The organism is Methylobacterium sp. J-088 (assembly GCF_022829295.1).
Classification (GTDB): Bacteria; Pseudomonadota; Alphaproteobacteria; order Rhizobiales; family Beijerinckiaceae; genus Methylobacterium.
This window is the reverse complement of record NZ_JAKSYH010000139.1, coordinates 12,226-23,866: the sequence shown is the minus strand read 5'-3', so window position 1 is coordinate 23,866 and position 11,641 is coordinate 12,226. Positions and strand designations below refer to the sequence as shown.

The window sequence follows — 11,641 nt, the reverse complement described above, 5'->3', positions numbered from 1 at the left end:
TGTCCATGAGCGGTGAGGCCCTGTCGAGCCGGCCCACGACCGGTTGCTGGCTGTCGATCATCGGCATCGGCGAGGACGGGCGATCCGGCCTCGCGCCTGCAGCGGCGGCAGCGCTCGATGCCGCCCGCGTCGTCTACGGCGGCCGCCGCCACTTCGCGCTGGCCGGCCCCCTGGCGGCCGAGACCCGCCCCTGGCCGAGCCCGATCCACGAAGCCTATCCGGCTATCCTAGCCCGCCGGGGCGAGCCCACCGGCATCCTCGCGACCGGCGATCCCTTCCATTACGGGATCGGCGCCGAGATCGCCCGGCTGATCCCACCGGCCGAGATCCGCACCTTCCCGCAACCCTCGGCGTTCAGCCTGGCCTGTGCGCGCCTCGGCTGGCCGCTGGCCGAATGCGGCCTCGTCACCCTCCACGGTCGAGCGCTGGCCCGGATCGTGCCGTATCTGCAGCCGGGGGCCCGGCTGCTGGTCCTGTCTTGGGACGGTTCGACGCCAGCGGCTCTGGCGGTTTTGCTGACCGAGCGCGGCTTCGGCGCGTCCACCCTGACGGTGCTGGAAGCGATGGGCGGCCCGCGCGAGCGGATCCGCGCAGCGCGCGCCGAGGGCTTCGATATCGGCGCCATCGATCCGCTCAACACCGTCGCGATCACCGTGGCGGGTGCCGGCCGCGCGCTGCCCCTCGCGCCCGGCCTCGACGACGCGCTGTTCGAGAATGACGGGCAGCTCACCAAGGCCGAGATCCGGGCGCTGACGCTCGCGGCTCTGCGGCCCCATCCGGGACTGCACCTGTGGGACATCGGGGCCGGCGCAGGTTCGGTGGCGATCGAATGGATGCTGCGCCATCCGAGCCTGCGCGCCACCGCGATCGAGGCGCGGCCGGAGCGGGCCGCGCGCATCCGGCGGAATGCCGAAGCCCTCGGCACGCCGGACCTCGCCGTGGTGACCGGTGCCGCGCCGGATGCGCTGGTCGGGCTGCCCGAGCCGGATGCGATCTTCATCGGCGGCGGCGTGTCGGAGCCCGGCGTTCTGCCGGCGGCCCTGGCCGCCCTCAAGCCGGGCGGACGCTGCGTCGCCAACGCGGTCACGCTGGAAGGCGAAGCGGCGCTGCTCACGGTCTTCGCGGCCCAGGGCGGCAGCCTGCGGCGCTTTTCCGTCGACCGGGCCAGTCCCGTGGGCGGACTGCACGGCTGGCGGCCGGCCATGCCGGTGACCCAATGGGCCTGGACCAAGCCATGACCGAACGCCTCGTTGCCGGGATCGGCTTTCGACGCGGCACCGGAGCCGACGAGATCGCGGCGCTGATCACTCGGGCGCTCGGGCAGATCGGCGTCGCGCGGGCCGACCTGACGGTTATCGCGACCGCGGCCGACCGGGCGGTCGAGCCGGCGATTGCCGGCGCGGCGGCGCAGTTCGGCCTGTCGCCGCGCCCGGTCGCCGCGGACGCGCTGGCGGCCCGCGACGCCGAACTCGTCACCCGCTCGGCACGGGTCGAGCGCCTGCGCGGCGTCGGTTCCGTCGCCGAGGCCGCCGCCCTCGCAGCGGCCGGACCCGGCAGCCGCCTCGCCCTCCCCCGGATCGCGAGCGGCGGCGCCACCTGCGCGCTCGCCGTCGGCCAGACCACGATACCCACAGCATGACCGTCCACTTCATCGGCGCCGGCCCTGGCGCGGCCGACCTCATCACGGTCCGGGGCCGCGACCGCGTCGCGTCCTGCCCGGTCTGCCTCTACGCAGGCTCCCTGGTGGCGCCCGAGATCCTGGGATGGTGCCCGCCGGGCGCCCGGATCGTCGACACCGCGCCCCTCGACCTCGACGCCATCATGGCGGAGATCGCGGCGGCCCATGCCGCCGGCCACGACGTGGCGCGGCTGCATTCGGGCGACCTGTCGATCTGGAGTGCGCTGGCCGAGCAGATGCGCCGGCTCGATGGGCTCGGCATCCCCTACACGGTGACGCCCGGCGTTCCGGCCTTCGCGGCGGCGGCGGCCGTGCTGCGGCGGGAGCTGACCGTGCCCGGGCTGGCGCAGTCGGTGGTCCTGACCCGCACGTCCGGCCGGGCGAGCGCCATGCCGGAGCGCGAGACCCTGGCGGCCTTCGCGGCGACCGGGGCCACGCTGGCGATCCACCTCTCGATCCACGTGGTCGAGCGGGTCGCGTCCGAGCTGATCCCGTTCTACGGGCCGTCCTGCCCGGCCGCAGCCGTGTTTCGCGCCTCCTGGCCGGACGAGCGGGTGCTGAAAACCGATCTCGCCACCCTGCCGGCCCAGGTGGCGCAGGCCGGCCTCGAACGCACGGCGCTGATCCTCGTCGGCCCGGCGCTCTCGGCCGAGCATTTCCGCGAGAGCGCGCTCTACGCCACCGATTACGACCGGCGCTACCGACCCGGCGGCACGGTCGGAGGGCGGACGTGAGCGCCCCCGGCCTCCTCATCGCGGCGCCGCGATCGAGTTCCGGCAAGACGACCGTGACCCTCGCGCTGATGCGGGCCCTGTCCCAGCGGGGCCTGCGGGTGCGCGCCGCCAAATGCGGGCCCGACTATATCGATCCGGCCTTCCATCAGGCGGCCACGGGGCGACCGAGCTTCAATCTCGACAGTTTCGCCATGGCGCCGCCCCTGCTCGACGCCCTGGCCCGCGACACGGTCACGGATGCCGACATCGTGATCGCCGAAGGATCCATGGGGCTGTTCGACGGGGTCCGTGCGGCGGAAAACCGGACCGGCGCCAATGCCGATATCGCCGCACGCTACGGCTGGCCCGTGGTGCTGGTGGTGGATGTCTCCGGAGCGGCCCAATCGGCCGCCGCGGTCGCGCTGGGCTGCCGGCTCTACGACCAGCGGGTCACGATCGCCGGGGTGATCCTGAACAAGGTGGCGAGCGCCCGCCACCGCCGGCTCGTCGAGGCCGGCATGGAGCGCGCGGGGCTCCCGGTGCTCGGCGCGCTCATGCGCGACGCGCAGCTCGTCCTACCCGAGCGGCATCTCGGCCTCGTCCAAGCCGGCGAGACCGCCGATCTCCAGGCGCGCCTCGATCGGCTCGCCGAACTCGCGGTGGTGGGTATCGATCTCGACGCCGTCGTCGCGGCGGCCGGCGGCGGTGTGCCGGAAACGGGGGGCGCCCTGCCCCCGCCGCCTGGTCAGCGGATCGCGGTGGCCCGGGATGCGGCGTTCAGCTTCCTCTACCCGCATCTCGAAGCCGGTTGGCGCATGGCGGGGGCGGAACTGGTCCCGTTCTCGCCGCTCGCGGACGCGCCACCGCCGGACGCATGCGACGTTTGCTGGCTACCGGGCGGCTACCCTGAGTTGCATGCGGGCCGTCTCGCGGGCGCCAGCCGGTTCCTGGACGGGCTGCGCGCCTTCGCGCGCAGCCGCCCGGTCCATGGCGAGTGCGGCGGCTACATGGTTCTCGGACGCACCCTAGAGGATGCCGAAGGCGTCACGCACGCCATGGCCGGCCTCCTGCCGGTGGAAACTTCGTACCGGCGCCGCAAGCTCCATCTCGGCTACCGCGTGGCGCACCTGTGCGGAGATAGCGTGCTCGGCCAGCGCGGCGCCCGCCTGATCGGCCATGAATTCCACTATGCCAGCGAGCTCTCGCCGGCCGCTCCGGAACCGGACGCCCTGGCCCGTGTCACCGACGCGGAAGGCTCCGAGCTCGGCTTCGCGGGGCATCGGATCGGCCCCGTGAGCGGGAGCTTCTTCCACTTCGTCGCCGGAGATTCGGATTGAATCTTCCGCGCCGCGGAAGATCGTAATCCAGTCAGCCGTTCAGGCTGGGTCACGCGGCGGTGCGGTCTCGCGAACCTGCGCGAGGCGCGCAGCGCTGCGGACCAGCGCCAGGACGTCGCGCCGCATCTGCTCGTCGTCGATCTGCGCGTAGGCGCGCAGCAATTCGATGGCGCCCTGGCCGCTCAGAAAGCCGAACACGTCTTCCTGCGCGTTGGCGCGCGGCTCGCTCTCTTCGAAGAAGGCCGAGACCGGGACGTCGAGCAGGCGCGCGATCTCGCGGAGCCGCCCGGCACCGACCCGGTTCTGACCCTTCTCGTATTTCTGCACTTGCTGGAAGGTCACGCCCACTGCGTTGCCCAGGGCGGTCTGGCTCATGCCCCGCGCTTTCCGCAGGGCCGTTATCCGGACACCGACCAGACGATCGACATCCGTGGTCTGCTTTGGCATCGGCTGACTGGTCGTATCCTTCTCGCCGGAGGCGGCTGCGTCCTTCTCGCCGGAGGCGGCTGCGTCCTGCTCCGGATGCGCTGTGTTCGCCTCGCCGTCGCGCCGCTTCACCGTCCGACCCACCTTCCTAGACCGTAGAGTTCGTTCGTACGGTGTGACCTGCGCAGAGCGCGAACAGCCGTTCTGCGGCACTTACCAACCGCGCCGCAGTAAGACACCAAGTTATCAGGCTTCGCAAGTCTTAGTTTACATCTTCTAGTTTAAGTACACACAACTTTGCTACATTGTTGCTCAAATGCCGACGGATATCTCAGGAACGTTTCTCGGTGCGCCCTGTAGCCGCGCCGGGGCTCGCTAAAGCCGCCGAAACCCGAGTAGACTCTGCAGGCAGAGGAGAATGACATGTTCATAGCGATGAACCGCTTCAAGGTCGTCAAGGACGCGACTGCGGATTTCGAGGCCGTCTGGCTTGGACGCGACAGCCATCTCGGCGAGATGGCCGGCTTCGTCGAATTTCATCTCCTGCGTGGGCCGGAGCATGAGGATCACGTGCTCTACGCATCGCACACGATCTGGCGATCGCGGGACGATTTCGAGGCCTGGACCCGTTCGGAGCAGTTCCGGAAGGCTCATGGCCGCGTCCCCTCGACCAAGCCGCTTTATCTCGGTCATCCGCAGTTCGAAGGCTTCGAGGCGATCCAGACTGTGGGCGGATCGAGCAGCACCACCCCGCAACACGCGGACGCCGTCTGACCGAGCGAGTCGGGCCGTCTCCACGACACCGGCCGCCGCTGCGGCGGCCGGTCCACGCCCTGTGCGTCGACGGCACGGCCGGAAGACCGCACGGCGATCCGAAGCCCCTTCCGTGGCCCAGGCGGCCCTGTCGGGACTGCGTCCCAAGATCAGACCGGACGGCTGTTCGCCATCTCCCTTGGTTGTGCTCCCTTGCTAAAGTAACGCGCTGAAATTGTGATGCCGCCGCGGGCGTAGTACGGAAACAACTTCTTTAAGCCTCCAGCGAGGCGAATACCGCATTTCAGTTCATCGTTCATTACCGCTTCATATGAAGCGGACTAGGTCGGCCATCGTAGTAGGGCTAGGTTCTTCACGCATGCGGCTCGCCGCTTGCTCCGCCACCGGCACAGGCCGGTACTGGAACGTGCGTTCGTTTCAGACTGGCACAAAGTCCGATCATGACGGGACGTGGCGCGCCAGATGTTTCATCAACGGATCCCGGAAGCGTTCCAGCCCCTCCCGAGCCCGGCCGAGCGCCGTCGCAGCGTCTGGTCCGGTCTGCTGCCCCGCCGCGGGCGGGCTGCGGCGCGGGCCGCCCTGTCGTCGGCCCTCGCCGCCACTGATTTCGCGGCAATCCTGGCGGTCACCCTGTTCATGCAGGCCACCTACGAGATCGCCTACCAAGAGGGGAAATTCGGCGCCGGCAGCATCCGCGGCCTGCAACTCGCCGCCCTCCTCGGCCTCATCGTCGTGGCCACGAATGCTCTGCGTGCGGAATACAGCCTCGACACCGTGATCGCGCAGAAGCCGTTCCTTCAGCGGGTGGCCTCCCTGTGGCTGGTGGCCTGGGCCGCCGTGCTGGTCGTCGGGTTCATGACCAAGACCACCGGCGAGTATTCGCGCCTCGTCTCGTTCGGCTCCTTCTTCGCCGGGTTGCCGGTCCTGATCCTGAGCCGCGTAGCGATGACGCGCCTCGTGCGGCAGCGCCTGACGGCCAGCTCGGCCTCGGTCAGCCGGGTTCATCTCGTCGGCTACGAGGAGGACATCACCCGCTTCTACGCCAGCAACGCGATCGACCAGCTCGGCTTGCGGATCGTCGGCACGAGCTACCTGCGCCGCGTCGATTCGGGTGCTGATAATGCCGCCCGGCACGATCAATTGCAGGAGGATCTCGACCTCGCCGTCTCGGTGGTGCGCTTCCTGCGGCCGGACGACGTGTTCGTCCTCGTGCCGTGGACCGACAACGCCGAAGTCGAGCGCTGCATCGACGCGTTCCTGCGGGTGCCCTCGGCTCTGCACCTGCGGCCCGGCGCGATGCTCGACCGCTTCCCCGACCTGCAGGTCGCCCGGGTCGGCGGCGTCTCCGGCATCAATATCGGCCGCCGTCCGCTCAACCTCGGCGAGATCGTGCTGAAGCGGGCGCTCGACCTCACGGTGGCGACGATCGCCCTGGTGGCGCTCTCGCCGCTGCTCGCCGTGATCGCGCTGGCGATCAAGTTCGACAGCCCCGGGCCGGTCTTCTTCCGCCAGAAGCGCTACGGCTTCAATCAGCAGCCCTTCGGCGTGTTCAAGTTCCGCTCGATGCGGACGGAGGCGAACACCGTGTTCCGGCAGGCCACGCGCAACGACAGCCGGATCACCCGGACCGGCGCGATCCTCCGCCGGACCAATCTCGACGAGCTGCCCCAGCTCCTCAACGTCCTGCTGGGAGAGATGTCGCTGGTCGGGCCGCGTCCCCATGCGCTCGCGCATGACCGGAGCTTCGAGCGGCGGATCGCCCTCTACGCCCGCCGCCACAACGTCCGGCCGGGGATCACCGGCTGGGCGCAGGTCAACGGCTTCCGCGGCGAGACGCTGACCGATCTCGACATGGAGCGCCGCGTCGCCTGCGACCTCCACTACATCGACAACTGGTCGATCTGGTTCGACATCCAGATCATGATCCAGACGCTGATCTCGCGCCGGGCCTACCGGAACGCGTTCTAAGGCGCCGGGGGCACGGTCAGGGCGTGCGCGCCCGCTTTCGGCAGGCGCCGCAATCGCCCTCGACCTCCAGGATACTGTGGGTCGGGGTGAAGCCGGCCCGCTCCAGCGTCCGCTCGAGGCCGCCTTCCACATCCGCCGAGGAGGCCTCGTCGACCGCGCCGCAGCTGCGGCAGATCAGGAAGATGACCCCCTCCCCGGGGGCGTGGCCGTGCGCGCAGGGGATGAAGGCGTTGCGGCTGGCGATCCGGTGAACCAGCCCCTGCTCCATCAGGAAATCGAGGGCGCGATAGACCGAGACCGGCGCCACGCGCTTGCCCGGTACGCTGAGGCGCTCGGCGATGTCGTAGGCGCCCTGCGCCTTGTCGGACTCGGCCACCGCTTCCAGCACGTCGCGGCGCAGCGGCGTGAACTGCAGCCCGCGTTCGCGGCAGAGGGCCTCCGCCCGGGCGAGCATATCGGGGGCGTCGGACCGACACGCGTCGTGCCCCTCGTGGCGGTGCATGATGGCTCCCATCACAGATCCGCAGGTTGTCCCGCGGGTTTGTTACAGTGTATCACCGCCAGACCGGACCGCACCAGTCTCCCGCACATTCCGCGCACCCGCCCCGCGCCGGCCCGCGCGCGACGAGGACGCCTTGCCCACCAGTTCCCGTATCAGACGCGCGGCCCGGCGATCCCTGTTCCAGAGCGGGATCGGCCCGCGCCTGGCGCTCGCCGGCGGCCTCTCCGCTCTGGTCTGGCTGACGATCGCCTGGGCGCTGGCGACATGAGTTCCGGGTCGCAAATCCAGGATCCCATTCGCCTCGTCGGCCTGACCCTCGGCTACGATCGGCATCCGGCCATCCACCACCTCGACGGGACCGTGCGCGCCGGCGACCTGCTGGCCCTGGTCGGGCCGAACGGGGCCGGCAAGTCGACGCTGCTCAAGGGTATGGCCGGGGAGATCCCCTGCCTCGACGGGCGCATCGAGCGCAGCGCCGCCGTCGCCTATATGCCGCAGGCCGACGAGATCGACCGCAGCTTCCCGCTGAGCGTGCTGGACCTGGCCGGGATGGGCCTCTGGCGGCGCGCCGGCGCGTGGCGAAGCCTCATCCGGCAGCGGGGCGCCGTCGAGGCCGCGCTCGCGGCGGTCGGCCTCGCCGGGTTCGAGGCACGGCCGATCGGCACGCTCTCGGGCGGGCAGTTCCGCCGCGCCCTGTTCGCCCGGCTGATCCTCCAGGATTGCTCCGTGATCCTCCTCGACGAACCGTTCACCGGGATCGACAACCGAACCGTGGACGATCTGCTGGTGCTGATCCGAACCTGGCACGCGGAGGGCCGCACGATCGTCGCGGCGCTGCACGACCTCGCGCAGGTGCGCGCGCATTTCCCGGCGACGCTGCTCCTGGCGCGCGAGCCCATCGCTTGGGGGCCCACGGCCCGGGTGCTGACATCCGAGAACCTCGCCCGCGCCCGCAACCTCTCCGAGGCGTGGGACGAGGGCGCTCCGATCTGCGCCGGGCCGCGGGCCGAAGCTGCCCACGACCATGCGGCGCATGATCACGGCACGCACGGCCATCATCACCACGAGGACGCCGCGTGATCGATCCGTTCGGGTCCCTGGTCGCGCCGTTCGTGGAATTCGGCTTCATGCGCCGGGCGCTGGCGGGCTGCCTTGCGCTGTCCGTCTCGGCGCCGCCCGTGGGCGTGTTCCTGACGCTGCGCCGGATGAGCCTGATGAGCGACGCCATGAGCCACGCCATCCTGCCCGGTGCCGCCGCCGGCTTCCTGGTCGCCGGGCTGTCGCTCCCGGCGATGACGCTCGGCGGCCTCGTCGCAGGCCTTGCAGTGGCGCTGCTCGCGGGCGCCGTTACCCGCGTCACGACGGTGCGGGAGGACGCCAACCTCGCGGCCTTCTACCTGATCTCCCTGGCGGGCGGTGTGCTGCTGGTCTCGCTGCGCGGCTCGCAGATCGACCTGATGCATTTCCTGTTCGGCTCGGTCCTGGCGTTGGACGATGCTGCCCTGTGGCTGCTCGGCGGCATCAGCACCCTGACCCTGGTGGCGCTCGCGGTGATCTATCGGCCGCTGGTGATGGAATGCGTCGATCCGCTGTTCCTGCGCACGGTGAGCCGCAGTGGCGGCCCGGTCCATCTCGCCTTCCTGGCCCTGGTGGTGATCAACCTCGTGGGCGGGTTCCAAGCCCTGGGGACCCTGCTGGCGGTCGGGCTGATGCTGCTCCCGGCGGTGGCGGCCCGGTTCTGGGCTCGCGATCTCGGCGGGCTCATCCCGGTCTCGATGCTGATCGCGGCGCTCGCGAGCGTCTCAGGGCTCAGCCTGTCGTATCAATACGACCTGCCGAGTGGTCCGGCCATCGTGCTGGCCGCCGGGGCGCTCTACCTGGCCTCGATGCTGGCCGGTCCGCGCGGCGGGCTGCTCCGCCGCCTCATCCGGCCGCGCCACCTCGAAGCCTGATCAGGACTGGTCCTTCAGCGCCGCAAGACCCTCGCGGTAGGTCGGAAAGGCGAGATCGACGCCGAGTTCCGCGCGGATCAGCCGGTTCCGCACGCGCTTGTTCTCGCCGTAGAAGCTTCGCGCCATCGGCGAGAGGTCGGCGGTCTCGAAATCGATTACCGGGGGCAGCGGCAGCCCGGTCAGGGCGGCGGCATGCTCGGTGACCGTCTGGGGCGCGGTCGGCTCGTCATCGGTGACGTTGTAGATCGCCCCGGCCCGGGGCCGGTCGATCGAGGCCAGCAGCGTCGTGGCGATATCGTCGACGTGGACACGGTTGAAGACTTGGCCGGCCTTCACGATTCGCTGGGACCGCCCCTCGCGCAGCTTGACGATCGGGTTGCGCCCCGGCCCGTAGATGCCCGACAGGCGGAAGATCTGCACCGCCTTGCCGGTGGCGGCACCGAGCGCCAGCCACGCCGCCTCGGCGTCGAGCCGGACCTTCGAGCGGGTGCTGCGGGGGTCGGCGGGGGTGGCCTCGTCGATCCAGGCGCCCTGCTGATCGCCATAGACCCCGATGGTCGACAGGTAGCCGATCCAGCCGATCCGGCTCGCCTTGATCGCCTCTTCGTAGCGGTTGAGCACGGGGTCGCCGTGCTCGCCGGGGGGCGCCGAGACGAGGAGCACGTCGGTCTCGGCGAGATCGGCGGCGATGCGCGGATCGTCGGCCCGGGGTCCGAAGGCGCGCATGGCGAAACCGGTCTCCGCCGCGAGGCGCTCGGCCGCCGCGGGTTCGGTAACGGTGGCGCGGACGGTGTCGAACCGGTCGCGCGCGCGCTCGGCGAAGCGGCCACCGGTGAAGCCCAGGCCGAAGACGAAGAGATTCATGCGCCGGATGTCTCGCCGGGGCCGGCTCCCGTCAAGCCGCGAATGGCGACTCTGTCTTGATGGGCTGGCGCTCCGATCCGTCGGCTTGGAAGGGCGCGGGTTCCCTCTCCCGTGCGGGAGAGGTCTGCTTTCGCAGAAAGCAGGGTGAGGGATGAGAACTGTCCGAATGAGGCACGCCCCAACCGCGCCTCGCAAGCGCGATCAATCCTGCACCTTCTCGTCCCTCACCCCAGCCCTCTCCCGCACGGGAGAGGGGGCGCGCCGCGCTCGGTCATGATCGTCGCGCATCGAACCGAAGCCGTCCTCGGTCGCGCCGATTACGGCCTCCCACTCCTCACGGACATGGGCATCCGACTCGCCAAGCCCGTACAGGCGATGCAGGGCCCGGACCGCCCCCGGCTCCAGCAACTGCCCGCAGGCCCAGACTGCCATGCCGCGCACCAGCGGCGAAGCATCGGCAAGCCGTGCGATCGCCATCTCGGCCAGCTCGGGCGACCCGGCATTGCCGATCGCGATCATCACGTTGCGCAGAAAGCGGTCGCGGCCGGTCCGCTTGACCGGCGTGCCGGCGAACAGGCTCCGGAACGCCGCATCGTCGAGGCCCGCGAGATCCGCAAGACGCGGCGCGGCGAGGTCGGCCCGGGCGGAAAGACGGGTTTCGGCGGCCGTGCGGGCGAACTTGTTCCACGGGCAGACCGCGAGGCAATCGTCGCAGCCGAACACCCGGTTGCCGATGGCCGGGCGGAGCGCCGCGGGGATCGGGCCGGCATGCTCGATGGTCAGGTACGAGATGCAGCGCCGCGCATCGAGGCGGTAGGGTGCGGGAAACGCGTCCGTCGGGCAGATATCGAGACAGGCGCGGCAGGAGCCGCAATGGTCGCGGCCGGGCGTGTCGGGTTCGAACTCCGCACTCGTGTAGATCGCCCCGAGCAGGAGCCAGTTGCCGTGCTCGTGGGAGATCAGCACCGTGTGCTTGCCCTGCCAGCCGAGCCCGGCGGCCTCGGCCAGCGTCTTCTCCATGACCGGTGCGGTGTCGCAGAAGACCTTCACCCGGACATCACCCTTGGCGGACAGATACCCGCCGAGTTCTTTGAGCTTGCCCTTCAAAACCTCGTGATAATCCCGTCGCTGGGCATAAGCGGCGACCGCGCCGCGCTCCGTTTGCGCCACCAGGGCCAGCGGATCGTGCTCGGGCCGGTAGCTCATGGCCAGGATCAGGATGCTGCGCAGGCCCGGCCACAGGCCGGTCGGACGGGCGCGCTGGTCGGCCCGCTCGGCCATCCAGTCCATGGTGCCGTGGGCGCCCGCGGCGAGCCAGGTCGCGAGGCGATCGGGCATATCCGGCAGGCGGTCGGGCCGGGTGACGCGCAGGCCGCAGAAGCCCAGCGACCGGGCTCGGGTCTCGACGAGGCGGCGCAGGTCGGCGC

At 70.6% G+C, this 11,641-nt stretch carries 14 protein-coding genes; 9 read left to right on the top strand and 5 right to left on the bottom strand.

Annotation, left to right across the window (positions count from 1 at the left end; translation table 11 throughout):
• The first annotated feature begins 5 nt into the window (after nucleotides 1-5).
• Genes cbiE through MKK63_RS15635 form a run of 4 tightly spaced genes read left to right on the top strand, consistent with a single transcriptional unit; the run spans nucleotide 6 to nucleotide 3,728 of the window.
• Complete coding sequence (gene cbiE / locus MKK63_RS15650) at nucleotides 6-1,238, top strand: precorrin-6y C5,15-methyltransferase (decarboxylating) subunit CbiE (RefSeq protein ID WP_244003292.1); 1,233 nt, start codon at nucleotides 6-8, stop codon at nucleotides 1,236-1,238.
• Nucleotides 1,235-1,639: a cobalamin biosynthesis protein gene (locus MKK63_RS15645; protein WP_244003290.1), complete on the top strand. Its 405-nt coding sequence runs from the start codon at nucleotides 1,235-1,237 to the stop codon at nucleotides 1,637-1,639. The genes cbiE and MKK63_RS15645 overlap by 4 nt, the downstream gene beginning before the upstream one ends.
• Nucleotides 1,636-2,412, top strand: coding sequence for a precorrin-4 C(11)-methyltransferase (gene cobM, locus MKK63_RS15640; protein WP_244003288.1), 777 nt, complete (start codon nucleotides 1,636-1,638; stop codon nucleotides 2,410-2,412). Before MKK63_RS15645 ends, cobM begins: the two co-directional genes overlap by 4 nt.
• A complete protein-coding gene (locus MKK63_RS15635; protein ID WP_244003286.1) occupies nucleotides 2,409-3,728 on the top strand; it encodes a cobyrinate a,c-diamide synthase in 1,320 nt (439 codons plus the stop codon). Before cobM ends, MKK63_RS15635 begins: the two co-directional genes overlap by 4 nt.
• Nucleotides 3,729-3,767: 39 nt before the next feature.
• On the opposite strand, the gene MKK63_RS15630 is transcribed toward MKK63_RS15635, so the two are convergent.
• Nucleotides 3,768-4,175 (bottom strand): helix-turn-helix domain-containing protein, encoded by a 408-nt coding sequence (locus tag MKK63_RS15630; protein WP_243922879.1) that lies wholly within the window; start codon nucleotides 4,173-4,175, stop codon nucleotides 3,768-3,770.
• 402 nt (nucleotides 4,176-4,577) lie between these two features.
• Here MKK63_RS15630 and MKK63_RS15625 point away from each other — a divergent pair, with 402 nt between their 5' ends.
• Nucleotides 4,578-4,928: an antibiotic biosynthesis monooxygenase family protein gene (locus tag MKK63_RS15625; protein WP_244003284.1), complete on the top strand. Its 351-nt coding sequence runs from the start codon at nucleotides 4,578-4,580 to the stop codon at nucleotides 4,926-4,928.
• 149 nt (nucleotides 4,929-5,077) lie between these two features.
• Here MKK63_RS15625 and MKK63_RS15620 read toward each other — a convergent pair whose 3' ends face one another.
• Nucleotides 5,078-5,227 (bottom strand): hypothetical protein, encoded by a 150-nt coding sequence (locus MKK63_RS15620; RefSeq protein WP_244003282.1) that lies wholly within the window; start codon nucleotides 5,225-5,227, stop codon nucleotides 5,078-5,080.
• 163 nt (nucleotides 5,228-5,390) lie between these two features.
• Between MKK63_RS15620 and MKK63_RS15615 the strand changes: the two genes are divergently transcribed.
• Nucleotides 5,391-6,896, top strand: coding sequence for an exopolysaccharide biosynthesis polyprenyl glycosylphosphotransferase (locus MKK63_RS15615; RefSeq protein ID WP_244003280.1), 1,506 nt, complete (start codon nucleotides 5,391-5,393; stop codon nucleotides 6,894-6,896).
• 16 nt (nucleotides 6,897-6,912) lie between these two features.
• Here MKK63_RS15615 and MKK63_RS15610 read toward each other — a convergent pair whose 3' ends face one another.
• Nucleotides 6,913-7,398: a transcriptional repressor gene (locus MKK63_RS15610; protein ID WP_244003278.1), complete on the bottom strand. Its 486-nt coding sequence runs from the start codon at nucleotides 7,396-7,398 to the stop codon at nucleotides 6,913-6,915.
• Nucleotides 7,399-7,531: 133 nt separating this feature from the next.
• On the opposite strand from MKK63_RS15610, the gene MKK63_RS31710 reads away from it, so the two are divergent.
• From MKK63_RS31710 to MKK63_RS15600, 3 genes are read left to right on the top strand one after another with little or no spacing between them, the layout of a single operon-like run.
• A complete protein-coding gene (locus tag MKK63_RS31710; RefSeq protein WP_267426014.1) occupies nucleotides 7,532-7,666 on the top strand; it encodes a hypothetical protein in 135 nt (44 codons plus the stop codon).
• Complete coding sequence (locus tag MKK63_RS15605) at nucleotides 7,663-8,478, top strand: metal ABC transporter ATP-binding protein (protein WP_244003276.1); 816 nt, start codon at nucleotides 7,663-7,665, stop codon at nucleotides 8,476-8,478. The genes MKK63_RS31710 and MKK63_RS15605 overlap by 4 nt, the downstream gene beginning before the upstream one ends.
• 47 nt (nucleotides 8,479-8,525) lie before the next feature.
• On the top strand, nucleotides 8,526-9,350 hold the full coding sequence (locus MKK63_RS15600) for a metal ABC transporter permease (RefSeq protein ID WP_244003348.1): 825 nt from the start codon (nucleotides 8,526-8,528) through the stop codon (nucleotides 9,348-9,350).
• Here MKK63_RS15600 and MKK63_RS15595 read toward each other — a convergent pair whose 3' ends face one another.
• Nucleotides 9,351-10,214 (bottom strand): SDR family oxidoreductase, encoded by an 864-nt coding sequence (locus tag MKK63_RS15595; RefSeq protein ID WP_244003274.1) that lies wholly within the window; start codon nucleotides 10,212-10,214, stop codon nucleotides 9,351-9,353.
• 201 nt (nucleotides 10,215-10,415) lie between these two features.
• A complete protein-coding gene (queG, locus tag MKK63_RS15590) occupies nucleotides 10,416-11,633 on the bottom strand; it encodes a tRNA epoxyqueuosine(34) reductase QueG (protein ID WP_279574689.1) in 1,218 nt (405 codons plus the stop codon).
• Nucleotides 11,634-11,641: the final 8 nt, after the last annotated feature.